Below are 17,251 nucleotides of genomic sequence, written 5' to 3'. Positions count from 1 at the left end.
GTCCGGAAGCGAACCTTCAGTCCCGCGGCAGCGTCCGTGGATAACCGAACCGAGAAAGCGAACCCATACTCGCGAACCGTGTCAGCGCCTGGATCTGCTCGCCCCGCACCGCGAGCACGATGAGCCCGCACGCCCGCCAGATCGGCGCCTGGGGGTCGAGCAGGTACAGCACCAGCGCCGGCTGCCCGTTGGCCCGGGTGGGCAGCAGCTTGAACTCCTGCCCCCGATGCGTCTGCAGCAGGAAGCGCGCGATCTCCACGGGCCCCCGGTGCTCGTCGGGCTCCGGCGGCATCGTCAGCCGGGCGTCGTCGGTCAGCAGCGCCAGCAGCTCCTTCAGATCGAAGCGCTGGAACGCGCTCACGAACCGGTCGACGACCGCGGCCTCGGCCGGTGACTTCGGCATCGGCACCTCGTTCGGGTGCTGGTCCGGCGGCAGCGCGGCGCGCGCCCGGATCAGGGCGCTGTTGACCGCGGTCGGGGTGGTGCCCAGGATCTCCGCGGTCTCGGCCGCGGGGAAGCCGAGCACGTCGCGCAGCACCAGCACTGCGCGCTGCTGTGGCGGTAGGCGTTGCAGCCCCGCCACGAACGACAACGCGATCGACTCGCGCGCGTCATAGCGTGCTTCGGGGCCGGCGGTCAGGTCGTCCACGTCGCCGGGGAACGGCTCCAGCCACCACGGCTCGCCGGACCACCCCTGTGCCGAGCGCCCCGCGCCGTGGTCGGGCAGTCCGGCCGGCTGCGGGCGGCGGGACTCGCCGCGCAGGTAGTTGAGACAGTGGTTGGTCGCGATCCGGTACAGCCACGCCCGCAGCGACCGGCCGTCGAACCGTTCGATCGCCCGCCATGCCGCCAACAGGGCCTCCTGAAGCACGTCCTCGGCGTCCTGCACCGATCCGAGGATCCGGTAGCAGTGCGCCTGCAACTCGCGGCGGTGGGGCTCGATGAGCTCGCGGAAGGCCTCACCGTCTCCGGCCTGGGCCAGGGCGAGGGTCGCCTCGGTCATGGTGAGTCCTGTCCTTTCGTGCGGCCGCCTGGAAAACCCGTCCTGAGAATGCAACACCGGCGGCGGCCCGAATTCATCGCCGACGCGTCGGTGAATCGCCGCGACGGCCGGTGCTTCACCCGGTGAGGACTTTCGCCCGCGACTCACCAGCGACCACCGGAGACACCCATGACCTCACTGGACGGCAGAAGCGACATCCGTGGCGCCGCGCCCGGAACATCCGCACCACCCGCGCCACCCGGCACCCCACACCCCTGGCGCGCGTTCGCCCTGCTCGCCGTGGCCGCCTTCATGACGGCGGTCGACATGCTGATCGTCAACGTCGCCCTCCCGACGATCGGCACCAAGCTCCACTTCGCCGAGTCGGACCTGCAGTGGGTGGTGACCGCGTACGCCGTCGCCTTCGGCGGCTTCCTGCTGCTCGGCGGCCGGACCGCCGACCTGCTCGGCCGCCGGCGCGTGTTCGCCGCCGGGCTCGCGCTGTTCACCGCGGCCTCGCTGGCCTGCGCGCTGGCGACCGGCGCCACGTTCCTCATCGTCATGCGCGGAGTCCAGGGCCTGGGCGCCGCTGCGGTGCTGCCCGCCGGGCTGTCCATCGTGATGAACATGTTTCCCGAGGGCGCCGAGCGCAACAAGGCGCTCGGCATCTGGGGCGCGGTCGGCGCCAGCGGGGCGACGTTCGGCGTGCTGGCCGGTGGCGCCCTCACCCGGTACGCCGGCTGGCAGTACATCTTCTATCTGAACGTCGTCATCGGCGGCGCCGCCCTGCTGCTGGTCCGCCGGGTCGTGCCGGAGAGCAGGGCCGTGCCGGGCGGCGCGCAGCCCAGCACGCGCCGCCGCTACGACCCCCTCGGCGCCGTCACCGTGACCGGCGCCCTGGTGCTCGCGGTCTACGCGATCTCCCAGGCCCCGACCGTCGGCTGGACGGCCGCCCGGACGCTGGCCCTGCTCGCGTCGGCCGCGGTACTGCTGGCCGCGTTCCTCGTCATCGAGGCCAGGGCACAGGCGCCGCTGCTGCCGCTACGGCTGTTCCGCCTGAGGTCCCTGGCCGGATCCAACGCGGTCGGCTTCCTGCTCGGCGCCAGCTTCTACGGCTACATCTTCATCGGCACCCTGTACATGCAACAGGTGCTCCACTACTCCGCGATGACGACCGGCCTGGCCTGGCTGACCGTCGGCCTGACCGGCGTCGTCCTCGCCGGCCCGGCCCAGATCCTGGTCACCCGCGCCTCGGTCCGAGTGGTGATGGCCGTCGGGATGACGGTGACCGGAGCCGGGATCCTGTGGCTGACCCAGGCGCCGGTGCACGGCAGCTTCCTGGCGAACCTCGCCGGCCCCTTCTTCCTGACCGGAACGGTCACCTGGGTGTTCATCCCGGTCTCGATCGGCGCCCTGGTCGGCGTCACCGAACGCGACGCGGGCATCGCCTCCGGCCTCATCGACTCCTCCCAGCAGCTCGGCGGCGCGATCGGCATCGCGGTCGCCTCGACCGTGGCCGCCGCGCGCTCCCGTGCGATGCTCGGCCACGGCCACCCCGCCGCCGACGCGCTCACCGGCGGATTCCACCAGGCACTGTGGGTCTGCGGCCTCGCCGGCCTGGCCGCGGTCCCGGTGGCGCTGCTGCTCACTGGTGCGCGCCGGGCCGCCATGTCACAATAATTCGGTCAGGAGTGAATCAGAAGCCTTATTCACTGCGGAACTGCGATTCCAGCGAGGGACGGATTCCATGACGGCATCACGAAGGCGCACGACGGCACTGGCGGTCAGCGTGGCCGGCCTGTTCGCCCTCACCGGCGGCATCGCGGACGCGACGGCGTCCTACCTCACCTACCGGGGCGAGTATTCGGTGCAGTTCAGCACCGAGGCGAGCTGCGCCGCCTCGAGCGCGGCCCGGAACGACCCGCCGGACGTGCTGACCTACACCTGCTCGTACTACGCCAGCGACCCCCGCAGCCCCAACGGCAACGGAGGCGCCGGCTGGTACTACTACTACCGCTATGAGATCGACTGAGACCGCCCTAGATGATTGATTCCTGGGGGTACCGGCGCGAAACGGCTGATCAGCGGCGCCTGGCCGCCCCGGCCGCCCACCCACAGCCAACCAGGCTGAGGGAGGTCGTCCGGGTCACCCATGCTTGCTGCTGAGCCGTTTCGCAAGTTCCCATGTCAGCTGCGGTTCCGTACGCCGGAACCCCCAGGAATCAATCATCTAGTCGGCGGCCCCTGAACCGGTCGCCGACCCCGTCGCCTTGTCGATGATCCACGCCAGATTGAACGACTCCTCCTGCCAGGCGGTGTACCGCCCTGACCGCCCGCCGTGCCCGGCCTCCATCTCGGTCTTGAGCAGGAAGTCCTGCACGCCGCCGGCCTCGGCGCGCAGCCGCGCGATCCACTTGGCCGGCTCGTGGAAGCCGACGCGGGTGTCGTTGAGGCTGGTCACCGCGAGGATCGCCGGGTACTGCACGTCCGCGACGTTCTCGTAGGGGCTGTAGCCCTTCATGTACGCGTAGACCTCGGCGTCCTCGACCGGGTTGCCCCACTCGTCCCATTCCATGACGGTCAGCGGCAGGTCGGGGTCGAGGATCGTGTTGAGCGCGTCGACGAACGGGACCTCGGCGACGATCGCCCGGAAGTCGTCCGGGGCGAGGTTGGCGACGGCGCCCATCAGCAGGCCGCCGGCGCTGCCGCCGCGTGCGACGAGCCGGTCCCGGCTGGTCCACCCGTCGGCGACCAGCTGCCGGGCGGCGGCGACGAAGTCGGTGAAGGTGTTGCGCTTGACCAGGAGCTTGCCGTCCTCGTACCACTGCCGCCCCAGCTCGCCGCCGCCGCGCACGTGCGCGATCGCGAAGACGAACCCGCGGTCCAGCAGGCTCAGGCGCGGGATGGAGAAGTACGGGTCGATGGAGGCCTCGTACGAGCCGTATCCGTACAGCACGCACGGATTCGAGCCGTCGGCGACGACGCCCCGCCTGCGCACGAGCGTCACCGGCACCCGCACGCCGTCCTGCGCGGTGGCCCAGACCCGCTCCTGCACGTAGTCGGCCGGGTCGTAGCCGCCTAGCACCGGCTGCCGCTTCAGCAGCGTCAGCTCGCCGGTCGCGACGTCGTAGTCGTAGACGCTCGACGGCGTGACCATGGAGGTGTAGTCGAGGCGGTAGCGGGTGGTGTCGTAGTCGGGGTTCTTGTCCGGGCTGACCGTGCGGACCTGCTCGGGGAACTCGATCGGCGTGCCCTGCGCGGACGGCGTCCCGGTGGCCGCGTCGACCTTGTGCACGGCCAGGCCGGTGAGCCCGTCGCGCCGGAAGGCCACGACGAGGTGGCCGGCGAACGCCTCGACGTAGTCCAGCCGGACGCCCGGCTGGTACGGCACGAGCGGCGTCCACGCGCTGTCGCCGCCGAGCGCGGACACCGGCGCGGACGCGAGCTCGAAGTCGGTCTTCCCGTCCGCGTTGTGCAGCACCAGCAGCAGGTCGCGGGACGGATCGCCGGGATGGGCCCAGTGGTCGACCGAGTACTCGACGCCGTCGCGGCGCGGCGCGACGATCCGGAGCTCGCCGGCCGGGTCGTCGGCGTCCAGCAGCCGCACCTCGCTGGTGATCTTCGAGCCGCAGAAGATCTCGATGAACCGCTCGCTGCGCGTGAGCCGGACGTCGACGTAGAACCGCTCGTCGTCCTCCTGCAGCACGATCTCGTCCTGCGCCGCGGGCGTCCCGAGCACGTGCCGGTACACGCGGTGGGTCCGGAAGGAGTCGTTGACCGTGGTGTAGAACAGCGTCGAGGCGTCCCGGGTCCACGCGATCGAGGTGTAGGTGTCGGCGACCTCGTCGGCGAAGTCCTCGCCGGTGGCCAGGTCCCGCACCTTGAGCGTGTAGCGCTCGTCGCCGGCGAAGTCGACCGAGTAGGCCAGGCGCAGGCCGTCGGGGGAGACCTCGAACCCGCCGAGGGAGAAGAACTCGTGCCCGTCGGCGATGACGTTGCCGTCGAGCAGGACGTGCTCGCCGGGCAGCGCGGACCCGTCCTCGGGCAGTGACGGCGGCGTCGGGCCGTCGGCGGCGACCCGGCAGTGGATCGCGTACTGAAGCCCCTCGACATTGCGCGAGTAGTACCACCAGTCGCCCTTGCGGGTGGGGACCGACAGGTCGGTCTCCTTCGTCCGGCCCTTGATCTCCTGGAAGACCGTCTCCCGCAGCCCGGCCAGCCCGGCCGTCGCGGCCTCGGTGAAGGCGTTCTCCTCCTTGAGGTACGCCAGAACCTCCGCGTCCTCCCCGTCGATCATCCAGGCGTAGGGATCGTTGACGACATCGCCGTGACGGGAACGTTCGTGGTCACGGCGGGCAGCTACCGGCGGCTTCATACCGGAAGTCTAGGTGGCGGCGATCCCTCACCGCCCTGTCCCCGCGTGCACCACCGCCAGCTCCGGCGCCCCGAGCCCGAACGCCGCGTGCCAGGCCCGCACCGCGTCCGTCAGCTGGTCCGCCGGGCACAGCGCGGTGAACCGGATATCCGACGTCGAGATCGTCTCCAGCTGCACCCCGGCCTCGGCGAGCGTCTCGCAGCAGGTCGCCAGGACCCCCGGCTGTGACAGCAGGCTGCTGCCGATCAGCGAGACCTTCCCGATCCGCTCCGCGTACCGCAGGTCCTCGAACCCCAGCTCCGCGCTCTCCTCCCGCAATGCCCGCAGCACCGGCGGGCCGTCCTGCGCCGGCAGCACCAGCGAGATGTCCGGCCGCCCGCGCGACGTCCACGAAGCGTCCAGCACCGAATAGTGCAGCTCGGCCTCGATCCCCGCGACCACCTGCAGGATCCGTGCGGTCAGCTCCGGCGACCCCGGCACCCCGCACAGTGTGGTCTTCGCCTTCGACGCGTCGTGCGCCACCCCGGCCACCGCCGAGTACTCGGCGTGCGCCGCGCCCGCCGATCCGGAGACCATCGTCCCCGGCTCGGCGCTGTACGAGGAACGGACCCGGACCGGTATCCCGTGCCGCGCCGCGTACTCCACACTCCGTGGCGCCAGCACCTTCGCGCCGCTGATCGCCAGCTCCCGCATGACGTCGTAGCCGACGTGCTCCATCAGGCGCGCGTCGGACACGATGCGCGGGTCGGCGGTGTAGACGCCGTCGACGTCGGTGTAGATCTCGCACAGGTCGGCCTTCAGCGCCACCGCCAGCGCGACGGCGGTGGTGTCGGAGCCGCCGCGTCCCAGCGTCGTGACGGTGCTCTCGCCGGCTTCGTCCATATGCACGCCCTGGAAGCCCGCGACCACCGCGATCGCGCCGCGGTCGAGGGTCTGCCGGACCCGGTCCGGCCGCACCTCGGTGATCCGCGCGCGCCCGGCCGTCGCGGCGGTGCGGATCCCGGCCTGCGCGCCGGAGAACGAGCGGGCCGGCGTCCCCAGCGCCTCGATCGCCATCGCCATCAGGGCGTTGGAGATGCGCTCGCCGGCGCTCAACAACATGTCCAGCTCCCGCGGCACCGGCTCCGGGCTCACCTGCCCGGCCAGCTCCAGCAGGTCGTCGGTGGTGTCGCCGATGGCCGAGACCACCACGACCACGTCGTGGCCGGCCTGACGGGTGGCCACGACGCGTTCGGCGACCCGGATGACGCGCTCCGTGCTCTGCACCGAGGACCCGCCGAATTTCTGCACGATGAGGCTCATGGCTCAGGCCTCCCGGTGGGTGGCTTTCGCCGTCCGGATCGCGGTCAGCAGGATCGAGCAGGCCGCCTCGACGATGCCGGCGGTGACGTTCAGCGGCGGCAGCATCCGCACCACGCAGTCGTCCCGGCCGCCGAGCTCGACGATGAGCCCGCCGCGCAGCGCCGCCGCCTGTACGGCCGCGGCCAGCCCGCCGGCCGGCCGGCCGTTCTTCGGGTCGGCGAACTCGATGCCCCACATCAGCCCCTGGCCCCGGACCTCCGACACCCACGGGTCGTCCAGCAGGGGCTTGAGCCGGTCGGCGATCTGCTCGCCGCGCCGCACCACGTTGTCCAGGACACCGTCGCGCCGGATGATCTCCACCGCCGCGGCGCCGGCGGCGAAGGCCAGCTGGTTGCCGCGGAAGGTGCCGGTGTGCGCGCCGGGCGCCCAGACGTCGAGCGCGGCGTCGTAGATGATCAGCGCCACCGGCGTGCCGATCCCGCTGAGCGCCTTGGACGCGATGACGACGTCCGGTTCGATGCCGTACTGCTCGAAGGCGAACCACGTCCCGGAGCGTCCGCAGCCGGTCTGGACCTCGTCGACCACCAACGGGATTCCCAGTTCGCGGGTCAGGGAACGGACTCGGCGCGCGAACTCCTTGGTCGCCGGGATGACGCCGCCCTCGCCCTGGACCATCTCCATGACCACGGCGGCCGGCAGCGGCACGCCGCCGTTGCCGTCGGTCAGCGCCCGCTCCAGGACCTCGGCGCAGTTCGTCGCGCAGCTGTCCGGGCTCAGCCCGATCGGGCAGCGCGCGCAGTAGGAGTACGGGAAGAAGTGGACGCCGGGCATGCCGTTGGGCACCGGCCGCTTCTGCGAGACCAGCCCGGTCAGCGCCATGGCCGCGTGGCTGCTGCCGTGGAAGCCGCCCTGGAAGGAGACGACGTCCCCGCGCCCCGTCGCGGTCTTGCACAGCTTCAGCGCGGCGTCGACGGCGTTCGCGCCGGTGGGACCGCAGAAGTGGATCTTCATGCGGTCCCGCATCCCGGCCGGCAGCATGCTGAGCTGGGCCTCGACGAACGCCTCCCGCACCGGCGTGGGGAAGTCCAGGCCGTGGGTGAGCACCCCGAGCTGGTCGGTGACGACGGCCACCAGCTCCGGGTGGTTGTGCCCCAGGGACAGCACGCCGGCGCCGGCCAGGAAGTCGATGAAGACGTTGCCGTCCACGTCGCGGACCAGGCTGCCGGACGCCTCCTGAAGGGCGATCGGCAGCCGTCTGGGATAGCTGCGGGCGTTGGATTCGTAGGTCTGTTGGCGGGCCAGGAACTCCGCCGAGCGGGGTCCGGGCAGGCTCCCGGCCACGTGCGGGGCCAGGAGGGAGTCGAGCTGGACGAGCGAGGTCATGGCGGTCTCCGGAAGGGGGTGAGCGAGAAGTGGGGAAACAGAGAAGAAGCGTCAAGACGAATCAGGGATCTGTCAGTACCGGCGAGCCGGGATCCCGCGCCAGCGGCTGTGGCCGGGCAGGTGCTCGCCCTTCATCACCAGCGACAGCGCGTCCAGCGAGGTCTCCTCGCCGACCTCGGCGTCGTACAGCACGACGCTCCGCGCCCCGACCGAGCTGCCCCGTCCGACCACGACCCGGGACATCTTCATCACCCGGTCCTCGAACAGGTGGGTCTGCAGCGAGGTGAACTCGCCGACCGCCGCGTCGTCGCCGACGTCCACGAGGTCGAACTCGGTCAGGTACGTCGTGTTCAGCCACACCCGCCGCCCGAACCGCGCGCCGAACAGCCGCATCACCCAGGGCGCCAGCGGGGTGCCGGTGAGGCCGGTCATCAGACCGGGCACCACCAGGTTCTCGAACAGGCCGGTGACCAGCTCGGTGCGCCGCACCCAGACGCCCCACAACGGCTCCACCCGCGGCCGGTAGCGGCCGATGACCAGCCACTTGATCAGCACCACCACGAGCGTGGCGAACACCCCGGCGCCGAGCACCAGCGCCGGTCCGAGCAGGAACACCAGCAGCGGCGAACTGCTCTGGGCGAGCTTGATGCTGGTGTACAGCGCGCCCAGGGCGCTCAGGAAGCCGATCGTGGACGGCAGCGTCACGCGCAGGTACTCGATCGCCAGGCGCGCGGCGATCAGCCCGGGGCTGGGATCGTAGGTGTACTTCGCAGGGAACTTCCGACTCTCCTCGCGCCGCGGCAGGAAGATCGCCGGCGAGCCCAGCCACGTCGTCTCCGGGTCGATCGGCCGGGCCGGCGCGACCGAGTGCACCCCGAGCAGGCTGTTGTCACCCATCCGGCCGGATCCCGGCAGCAGCGCGCCGTTGCCCACGAAGCTGCGCCTGCCGACCTCGGCCTGCGCGATCGCGATCCGGCCGCGGTGGAACACCGCCGGCGCGACCACGGCGACATCGGCGACGAAGCTGCGCTCGCCGATGACCAGCATGTCCGGGTCGACGAAGCTCACCGTCGCGACCTCCGACCAGCGCCCCGTGCGGGCGCCGAGCCGGCGCAGGAACGGCACCAGGTACAGCGTGGAGTACAGCGAGTGTGTCAGCGTCAGGCTGGTGGTCATCAGACCGTCGCCGATCCACTTGCGCACGCCGAACCCGCTGCGCTCGGCGTAGATCCCGGGCCGCACCCGCGGCAGCACCAGGCGCTTGACCGCGATGATCAGCAGACAGGTGGTCAGCACCAGCGCCGGACCGGCCAGCAGGGTGGCCGGCAGCGACCAGGCGAAGCCGTCCCGCCAGGCCACCAGGCCCAGCACGGTGCTGCCGGCGGCCGCGATCAGCAGCGGCACCAGGATCAGCACCAGCGCCCCGGCGGCGTAGCCGAGCAGCACGCGGAGCGGCCACCGGCGCTCGTCGGGCCGCTCGCCCAGGACCTGCAGGACGGCCGGGGCCGACTCCTGCGCGGCGGCCGGCGATCCGGCCCAGTGCTCGCCGGCCGGCACCGCGTGGTCGGCGGGGAGCAGCGACTGCTCGCCGAGCGAGGCGTGCGCGCCGAGCGCGGAGCCGGGAAGCAGCACACTGTTGGTCCCCAGGTTGCTGCCCTCGCCGAGCCGGACCGGCGCCAGCCGCAGCCAGCCGCCCTCGACCGCGTACGACTGCACGCGGGCGCCGTATCCGATGCTCACGTGATCGCCGAGCTCGACGAACTTCGGCAGACCGAAGGGCCCTGCGACATGGCAGCCGCGTCCGACCTTGGCTCCCATCATCCGCAACAGCGGCGGCAGCAGCGGCGAGCCCGCGAGCAGGGCGGCCGCCGAACCGACCAGGACCCGGGTGGTGAACCAGAACCGGAAGTAGGTCACCCCCCACAGCGGATACCAGCCCGGTCGCACCCCGGCCAGCAGCAGCCGGCCGGCGAGGGCCGGGATGAGCAGCACGTCGGCCAGCGTCCACGCGATCTCCAGCGGGACGAACTCGGCGTAGCCCATCCGGGCCAGGTAGTCGAGCGGGTCGCCGGAAGTGCTCAGACCGGGCAGCGGCTGGTGCCAGGAGGCCATCAGGCGGTAGACCAGCACCAGCGCCGGCAGCCCGAACACCATGAGCCAGGCGTAGAGCGCGGCCATCTGGGCGAATCCGCAGACCGCGACGCGCAGGCTGGAGTGCTTGCGGGGCTCAGGGCCCTGCTGTTGTTCCGGGTCGGGCGCGGTGGCAGTGGCGTCGTCGACGAGTGCTGCCAGCGCGCTCACTGTGGGGTGGCTGTACAGGTCTGCCATGGCCAGGCCGGCCGTCTCGGGCTGCTTGCGCAGCCGCGACATCAGCCGGGCCGCCGCCATCGAGTGGCCGCCGAGGTCGAGGAAGAAGTCGTCCTCGACGGACAGGTCCTGGACGCCGAGGATGTCCTGCCAGGCGGTCACGAGCACGCGCTCGGTCGGCGTGCGCGCGGCCACGTGCGGCCGCGCGCGCTTGGCCAGCGGCGGCGAGGTCGGGGCGGGCAGCGCGGACCGGTCGACCTTGTCCGCCGCCAGCATCGGCAGGGCGGGCAGGACCTCGACGAAGGCGGGGATCATGTAGTCGGGGAGGCGGGTGCGGAGCTTGGTGTGGAGGCGCTCGCGGAGGTGGTCGTGGTTGTCCTCACACCGAGCCAGCGTCAGATACCCGACCAGGTCCTGCACCACGCCGTCGTGCTCGCGCGGCACCACCACCGCGTTCTCGACGGCCGGGTCCTCCCGCAGCACCTGCTCGATCTCGGCCAGCTCGATCCGGTAGCCGCGGATCTTGACCTGGGTGTCGATCCGGCCCAGGAACTCGATCTCGCCGGCCGGCGTGAACCGGCCCAGGTCGCCGGTCCGGTAGATCCGCGGGCTGTACTCCCGGTCCGGGACCACCGGGTTCGCGATGAACTTCTGCGCGGTGAGCTCGGGCCGGTTGAGGTAGCCGATCGCGACGCCGGGGCCGCCGATGCAGATCTCGCCGCTGTCCCCGGGCGGGACCGGGGCAAGGTTCTCGTCCAGCAGGTAGACGCGGTAGCTGGGCAGCGGCTTGCCGATGGTGACCGGACGCAGCGCCGACAGCTCGGTCCAGGTGGCGCTGACCGTGCCCTCGGTCGGCCCGTAGACGTTCAGCAGCCGCCGGCCCGGCCGGGACCAGCGCCGCACCAGGTCCGGCGGGCACGCCTCGCCGCTGACCAGCAGGCTGCGCAGCGAGGAGATCTCGGCCTCGACGGCGGTCAGCAGCGTCGGCACGCAGCACAGGACTGTGATCGCCTGCTCCACCAGGAACGTCGCCAGCCCCTCGCCGACCCGCCGGTCGTCGGTCGGCCCGGCGATCAGCGTGGCGCCGACCACCCAGGCCGGCCAGACCTCCTCGACGGAGAAGTCGAACGCCAGCGACAGGCCCTGGTAGACCCGGTCCTGCTCGCACACCTGGTAGATCGGTGCGACGGCTTGCAGGAAGTTGACCAGGCTGGCGTGCGAGACGGCCACGCCCTTGGGGCGTCCGGTCGTTCCCGAGGTGTAGATGATGTAGCAGGGCTGCGAGGAATCAGCGCCTGCGCCATCGGCGACAAGCAGCCGCTCCGGCGCCTGCGCCGCGATCCGCGCGGCCAGCTCGTCGAGCTCCAGGATCCGGCACGGCAGCCCGTGCGTCCGGTGCCGCATCATCGAGGTGGTCACCAGGTCGCAGAGCTCTGCGTCCTCGGCGATGAACGCCACCCGGTCGGCCGGGAACGAGGAGTCCAGCGGCACGTACGCGGCCCCCGACTTCATCACCGCGAGCAGCGCGATGTAGCTGTCGACGGAGCGCTCCAGCAGGATGCCCACGTGCCGGCCGGGACCGGCGCCGCGTTCGCGCAGCAGCGCGGCCAGCCGGTTGGCCCGGCGGTCGAGCTCGGCGTAGCTCAGCGAGGCGCTGCCGCAGACGACGGCGACGTTGTCCGGCACCCGGTCGCAGGTCCGCTCGAAGTACTGGGACAGCCATTGCACCTCGGGCAGAATCCAGTGGCCGTCCGGATCGGAGAGGTCCGGATTGTTTTTCGGCACGCCGGATTGGGAGGGCGATTCGACGCTCGACATGATTCCTTCTGTTCACGGGAAGGGGACGGCGACGGCCGCGCAGGCCGGTGAATTGACGTCCGGGCTCATATTATGTGTCGATTGTTAAGGCGACCGTAAACGCCTCGCCGAGGCGGCCCCGAGAATAGAAAACATTATCGGGCGTCGCGGCCGATGTCGCGAGCTGCGGCAATGTGTCCGCGGTGCGGCTGACAACTGGTCCATGCGACGGGCTCCTTGGTGATGTTCAGCCGTCCTACTACCTCGGACAGTAGGGCGGTCTGCACAACCCTCGCAAGACTCTTAATGCTTTTCTCAGACTCGCTCACCATATCTCATGTGGCTGGTCGGAGGGTGGTTTCAGGCCTCCGGGAAAGGGTTCTGGCGAGGGGTCGGTGATCGATTCAGTGCGAATTCACGAAGACTGCGAGGGAAAGGCAAGTGGGAATCTCTGTGATTCCGCGCGATCGGGGGCCGACGCCGGGTGCGACGCCGGAGACCCGGCAAGGGTGGCTGAAGGGTCGCGCGAGTGTGAGCCGCGTGTGAGGACTCCGTGCGGCCGGCGTCGCAAAGACATGAGCCGGACGCGGCAAAGGCGCGGCGGGCCGGTTTCCCGCGATGCCGGCGGTGAGCCGGTCATCGTATCGGTCAGTAGCTTTACCGCTCCAGTGCGGCGCGGGCTATCGTCGCGAGCCAGGCGTGCTCGTCGGGCTGGTCGGCAGCGGTCTGATACAGCCGCCGCCACACCCCGTTCCGGCTCCAGGCCGTGAACCGGCGGTGCGCGGTGGCCGGCGAGACGCCGAATTCCGCCGGCACGCTCCGCCAGGCGCACCCGCTCGTGAGGACGTACACCACGGCGGTGAAGACCGCGCGGTCGTCAAGCGGTGCGCTGCCGCCGCCCTGCGGCCGGGCGGGGAAAGCCGGCAGTAAGGGTTCGACCTGCTGCCACAGCCGATCCGGCACCAGTCGATGTGACAGGACGCCAACCATGGTGCCCATCATGGAACACGATCCTGTCGTTTGTGTAACGAATGCGTCACCACTGGTAGTGGGTCTATACCACGTGAGACGCCGCGGGTGGGTCCCAGGGTTCGTGCACGCCGTGTCCGGAGGGAGCCCTGACCTGGCTATTTCCCCGAACTGCCGGGCGGCGGGCCGTGGTGCGCCACCGGGCGAAGCTTTTTGCTCCATCAGAGTCTTGTCAGGTTCCTCTTTGGAGCGGCGCGGATGGTCAGGACCGCTTTATGGAAGGGTATTGAGATAAGGTGCGAGGCGTCCGGCCTGGGGTCAGGTCCGTCCGGCGCACAGGCTGCATGCCTCTTGGAGTGCGTTTCCGCACGGTTTCGAAAGGTCGGTCGCGTCCGCCGTCGTCTGCCCCACACATCCAAAAGGCCGGCCCGCGAACCACCAGAGTCCGCGAACCGGCCAGCCGGGATCGTCCTCGCGTCAGCCGGCGAAGTCGATCCGGTTGTGGTCGTCCACCGCGCCGCTCCGCAGCTCGCTGTACAGCTTCCCGGAAACGGTGTTCGCCGCCGTGACCGGGCTCGGCTGAATCTCGTCCGAGCACACCGTGCCCGGCTTCGGGAGCGTCAGGTCGGCCAGGTACGTCGCGGTCGCCGCCGTCACGCACGCGCTCCGGCCGAACGCGGTGTGGCCCTCGGCGTCGAACGTCAGCAGCTCCGCGTTGTCGAACGTCTGCGAGAGCGTGACAGCGTCCTGGTACGGAGTGTCCGGGTCCTTGGTCGTCCCGATCACCAGGATCGGCGCCGACCCGGTCGCCCGGTAGGACCCGCTGTAGCGGCTGACCCGCGCGACCGGCCACTGAACGCACGCCGGCGCGCTGTTCTGGTCGTACATCGGCGGCGCGTAGGCCCACGGCGCGCCCAACAGCGGGGCGGCGGCGGCCTCGGCCGTGACGTACGCCTTCAGCTCGTCGACGCTGGTCGGGAAGTCCCGGTCGTTGCACGAGACCACGGTGTTCGGGTTGAGCTGCGCCCAGCTCGCCGTGGACGGCGGGTTGAGCAGGAAGGAGCTCGGGTCGTGCAGCTGGGCCTGGTGCAGCGCCTGGCCGAACGCCGGCCAGATCACCTTGCCGTCGTCCACGTTGAACAGCAGGCGGTAGGCCAGCGTGAAGCCGTTCGCCTTGCGGCCGCTCGGCAGCGTGACCGGGTTGGCGTCCAGGTCGGCCTTGAGCGCGGTGAAGGCCGCCTTGGCGTCGCCGTCGCCGAAGCCGCACATCGCCTGGTTCTGGTCGCACCAGGTCAGGAAGTCGTTCATCGACGCGTCCGTCGCCAGGTACTCCGGGACGTCGTACGCGTAGGGGTCGTTCGCGTAGTGGTTCGGGTCGTACGCCCCGTCCAGCGCCATGGCACGCACCCGGCCGGGGAACATGCTGGCGTACACGGTGCCGACGTACGTGCCGAACGACCGGCCGTAGAACGTCAGCTGCTGCTCGCCGAGCGCCTGGCGGATCAGGTCGATGTCGCGCGCGACGTACTGCGTCCCGAACAGCCCGGCCGTGTCGCCGAGGTTCTTCACGCAGTTCTGGTCATAGTCCGCCGCCACCCGCACGGCGGTGTCGAACGCGTCCGGCCCGGGCACGCCCGGGGTCGCGTCCACGGCCGCGTCGTACTGCGTGTCGTTGTAGCACACGACCGGCGAGCTGGTCTGGATCCCGCGCGGGTCGAAGCTGACCAGGTCGAACTTGTTCTGCAGCTCGGTCGGCAGGCTCGCCCAGCTGTCCCGGCCGAAGGCGAGCCCGCTGCTGCCCGGCCCGCCGGGCTCCATCCACAACGTGCCCACCCGCTGGCTCGGGTCCGCGGCCAGGTGCCGGATCAGGTGCAGCGTGATGGTGGTGCCGGCCGGGTCGCGGTAGTCCAGCGGCACGGCCGCGTCGGAACACTGGAAGCCGCCGCCGCAGTCGGTCCAGTTCAGCGTCGGGACCGGCGGCTGGTCGTCGTGCGGCGCGGCCGGGCTGGCGACGGCCATACCGGCCCCCAGGCCGGTGGCGAGGACCGCCGCCGCCAGGATGGAGGTGAGTCGGCGCCCGGTGCGGGACCGGAGGTGGGTCTTCAAAGAACGACCTTTCTGGATGGCACAGGAAGGTAGCCACGCTCGGCGGCATGGTTTGGTCAGCGATAGTAAAGCAGTAAACATGGACCGACTTCAGAGTTGTATATGTCTTGATGACTGAGTCCCACGGAGAGGCGCTGACAGATGTCTGAGAAGCCCGGCGAACAGTCGAACCGACAGCGGATCCTGATCACCGGCGCCGCCGGGGGAGTGGGCACGATCCTGCGCACCGGCCTGGCCGCGCTCGGGTGGCCGGTTCGCTGTCTGGACCTGCGGATCCCGGACGACGCCGGCGACGCTGGCGGCCCCGGCGTCCCCGGCGACGCGGAGTGGGTCGTCGGCGACGTCACCGACGAGCCGACCGTCCTCGCGGCGATGGCGGACGTCGGCGTCGTGGTGCACTTGGCGGGAATCCCCAAGGAGGACCACTTCGCAGCGATCCTGCACACCAACATCGACGGCACGTACCAGGTCTTCGACGCCGCCGTCCGGGCCGGCGTGCCGCGCGTGCTGTACGCCAGCACCAACCACGTCGTCGGCTACTACCAGCGCTCGGCCTTCGCCGACCGGCCCCTCGGCACCGTGGAGCGGACCCGGCCCGACACGCTCTACGGCGTGTCGAAGGCGTTCGGCGAAGCGCTCGGCTCGTACTACCACGACCGGCACGGACTCCAGGTGGCGTGCGTCCGGATCGGCGCCCTGCTTCCCGAACCGCGGACCCGCCGGATGCTCGACACCTGGTTCAGCCCGGCCGACGCCGTCCGGCTGTTCCACGCGCTGGCCACTGCGCCGAACCTGGGCTACGAGATCGTCTACGGCGTCTCGGCGAACCCGACGGCGTGGGCCGATCCGGAACCCGGGCGGCGCCTCGGGTACGTGCCGCAGGACGACTCCTCGGTCTTCGCGCACCGTTTCGCGGGCCTACCGGTCGACCCGGACGATCCCGAGGTGCGCTATCTCGGCGGGGACTTCACCACCGCCACCCCCGACTGACGGCGATCGACCGACGGCGAACGACCGACGGCGATCGACCGGCGCTGATCGTCAGTGCGGCGCCGTATGGTCACAGCCATGCTCTTCGTCTACAGGTCGCACTACGAGGGTCCGCTGAGCAGGCGCATCCGCCCGGTGCCCGACCACACCGTTCTCGCCTGGTTCCAACGAGGCTGGAACTGCGACGACCCCCGCTCCTGGGTCAAGTCGGAGTTGGGCGGCCACGTCTACGGCTTGTCCTCGATCTTCACGAGGGTGGCGAGCAGGGACCTGCCCGTCCCGCAGACGACCAGTGAACTGCGTGAACTCCTGCACCGGCATCTCTACGTGGAGGGCGACGAGAGCTACATCCAGCTCGACGACCACAGCCTGCGGGTGCGTACCAATGACGACGAGGTCGAGCTGGCGTACTTCTTCTTCGACGACGAGGTACTGGCCTCCATACCCGATCGCCTGGCATACGTGATCCGCGACGACTGGCTGCCGGAGGAAGTCGAGACGACCGCGACTTCACGCTCACCCGAGCCCACAACCACGTACGCCGTGTTCCTGACCTTCTACGACAGCGGAAGTTTCGACGATCTCCGGCCCGCGGCCTTCCCCGGAGTAGAGCTGGCCGGCCTCGGCGCGCATCTCGCGGCCACCGTGCCCGATGCCGAGGATCACCCCGAACTGATGGTGCTGCGTGCGCTCGTGGCCCCCGGCGAGGCCGGCGTCGTGGCCGCGCTCGAACGCTGCAACCGCTGGCCGGGCTTCAACCTGGACGCGGCTCCGTGGCCCGACCTGCCCAGTGACCACGCGGCGGCACACCAGGCGGCCACCGCGATGCTCGCCGCTGCCGAGTACACCCGCGGCCGACGCCCGGAGTCGTCGGTTCTGCGTGTCAGCGACCACCTCATCCAGCTCGCCATGCACTGCAACGAAGCGTTCGGATACCAGCAGTGGTACCTCTTCGACACAGCCTGGGCATCGGCACACCCGGACCTGGCGCGGTCCCTCCTGCGCTACGGCTCCGACTGGGACCCGCTCGGCCCGTGACC

Annotated in this window: 10 protein-coding genes and 1 pseudogene; 4 read left to right on the top strand and 7 right to left on the bottom strand. The window is 70.8% G+C overall.

Features of this window, described 5'->3' with window-relative positions; genetic code table 11:
* Window positions 1–16 precede the first annotated feature (16 nt).
* The gene (locus ABH920_RS30225) at window positions 17–1,003 is read right to left on the bottom strand and encodes an RNA polymerase subunit sigma-70 (RefSeq protein ID WP_370352580.1); all 987 of its coding nucleotides are present in this window, start codon (window positions 1,001–1,003) and stop codon (window positions 17–19) included.
* Window positions 1,004–1,171: 168 nt separating this feature from the next.
* On the opposite strand from ABH920_RS30225, the gene ABH920_RS30220 reads away from it, so the two are divergent.
* Together ABH920_RS30220 and ABH920_RS30215 are read left to right on the top strand one after the other, a co-directional pair.
* Window positions 1,172–2,662: an MFS transporter gene (locus tag ABH920_RS30220; RefSeq protein ID WP_370352579.1), complete on the top strand. Its 1,491-nt coding sequence runs from the start codon at window positions 1,172–1,174 to the stop codon at window positions 2,660–2,662.
* A gap of 67 nt (window positions 2,663–2,729) precedes the next feature.
* On the top strand, window positions 2,730–3,014 hold the full coding sequence (locus tag ABH920_RS30215; RefSeq protein WP_370352578.1) for a hypothetical protein: 285 nt from the start codon (window positions 2,730–2,732) through the stop codon (window positions 3,012–3,014).
* A gap of 198 nt (window positions 3,015–3,212) precedes the next feature.
* On the opposite strand, the gene ABH920_RS30210 is transcribed toward ABH920_RS30215, so the two are convergent.
* The 6 genes and pseudogenes from ABH920_RS30210 to ABH920_RS30185 form a co-directional block, all read right to left on the bottom strand.
* Window positions 3,213–5,357: a S9 family peptidase gene (locus ABH920_RS30210; RefSeq protein WP_370352577.1), complete on the bottom strand. Its 2,145-nt coding sequence runs from the start codon at window positions 5,355–5,357 to the stop codon at window positions 3,213–3,215.
* 27 nt (window positions 5,358–5,384) lie between these two features.
* The gene (locus ABH920_RS30205; RefSeq protein WP_370352576.1) at window positions 5,385–6,659 is read right to left on the bottom strand and encodes an aspartate kinase; all 1,275 of its coding nucleotides are present in this window, start codon (window positions 6,657–6,659) and stop codon (window positions 5,385–5,387) included.
* Between the two features lie 3 nt (window positions 6,660–6,662).
* A complete protein-coding gene (locus ABH920_RS30200; protein WP_370352575.1) occupies window positions 6,663–8,042 on the bottom strand; it encodes a diaminobutyrate--2-oxoglutarate transaminase family protein in 1,380 nt (459 codons plus the stop codon).
* A 72-nt stretch (window positions 8,043–8,114) separates the two neighbouring features.
* Window positions 8,115–12,167 carry a Pls/PosA family non-ribosomal peptide synthetase gene (locus tag ABH920_RS30195; protein WP_370352574.1) on the bottom strand — a complete coding sequence of 1,351 codons (4,053 nt, stop codon included), beginning with the start codon at window positions 12,165–12,167 and terminating at the stop codon, window positions 8,115–8,117.
* 639 nt (window positions 12,168–12,806) lie between these two features.
* A pseudogene (locus tag ABH920_RS30190) lies at window positions 12,807–13,136 on the bottom strand (transposase); the annotation flags it as partial.
* A 456-nt stretch (window positions 13,137–13,592) separates the two neighbouring features.
* The gene (locus ABH920_RS30185; RefSeq protein WP_370352698.1) at window positions 13,593–15,134 is read right to left on the bottom strand and encodes an alpha/beta fold hydrolase; all 1,542 of its coding nucleotides are present in this window, start codon (window positions 15,132–15,134) and stop codon (window positions 13,593–13,595) included.
* Between the two features lie 228 nt (window positions 15,135–15,362).
* Between ABH920_RS30185 and ABH920_RS30180 the strand changes: the two genes are divergently transcribed.
* Both ABH920_RS30180 and ABH920_RS30175 read left to right on the top strand, forming a co-directional pair.
* Complete coding sequence (locus tag ABH920_RS30180) at window positions 15,363–16,211, top strand: NAD-dependent epimerase/dehydratase family protein (protein ID WP_370352573.1); 849 nt, start codon at window positions 15,363–15,365, stop codon at window positions 16,209–16,211.
* A 78-nt stretch (window positions 16,212–16,289) separates the two neighbouring features.
* Window positions 16,290–17,249 carry a hypothetical protein gene (locus ABH920_RS30175; protein WP_370352572.1) on the top strand — a complete coding sequence of 320 codons (960 nt, stop codon included), beginning with the start codon at window positions 16,290–16,292 and terminating at the stop codon, window positions 17,247–17,249.
* Window positions 17,250–17,251 lie beyond the last annotated feature (2 nt).

It is taken from the genome of Catenulispora sp. EB89, from assembly GCF_041261445.1.
Classification (GTDB): Bacteria; Actinomycetota; Actinomycetes; order Streptomycetales; family Catenulisporaceae; genus Catenulispora.
This window is presented reverse-complemented; position numbering and strand designations above follow the sequence as displayed.

What these genes read in the sequence shown, in the direction of transcription:
- ABH920_RS30185 (WP_370352698.1), bottom strand. Translation starts at nt 15,134, where the DNA reads ATGGCCGTCGCCAGCCCGGCCGCGCCGCACGACGACCAGCCGCCGGTC.
- ABH920_RS30220 (WP_370352579.1), top strand. Translation starts at nt 1,172, where the DNA reads ATGACCTCACTGGACGGCAGAAGCGACATCCGTGGCGCCGCGCCCGGA.
- ABH920_RS30205 (WP_370352576.1), bottom strand. Translation starts at nt 6,659, where the DNA reads ATGAGCCTCATCGTGCAGAAATTCGGCGGGTCCTCGGTGCAGAGCACG.
- ABH920_RS30175 (WP_370352572.1), top strand. Translation starts at nt 16,290, where the DNA reads ATGCTCTTCGTCTACAGGTCGCACTACGAGGGTCCGCTGAGCAGGCGC.
- ABH920_RS30180 (WP_370352573.1), top strand. Translation starts at nt 15,363, where the DNA reads ATGTCTGAGAAGCCCGGCGAACAGTCGAACCGACAGCGGATCCTGATC.
- ABH920_RS30195 (WP_370352574.1), bottom strand. Translation starts at nt 12,167, where the DNA reads ATGTCGAGCGTCGAATCGCCCTCCCAATCCGGCGTGCCGAAAAACAAT.
- ABH920_RS30210 (WP_370352577.1), bottom strand. Translation starts at nt 5,357, where the DNA reads ATGAAGCCGCCGGTAGCTGCCCGCCGTGACCACGAACGTTCCCGTCAC.
- ABH920_RS30225 (WP_370352580.1), bottom strand. Translation starts at nt 1,003, where the DNA reads ATGACCGAGGCGACCCTCGCCCTGGCCCAGGCCGGAGACGGTGAGGCC.
- ABH920_RS30215 (WP_370352578.1), top strand. Translation starts at nt 2,730, where the DNA reads ATGACGGCATCACGAAGGCGCACGACGGCACTGGCGGTCAGCGTGGCC.
- ABH920_RS30200 (WP_370352575.1), bottom strand. Translation starts at nt 8,042, where the DNA reads ATGACCTCGCTCGTCCAGCTCGACTCCCTCCTGGCCCCGCACGTGGCC.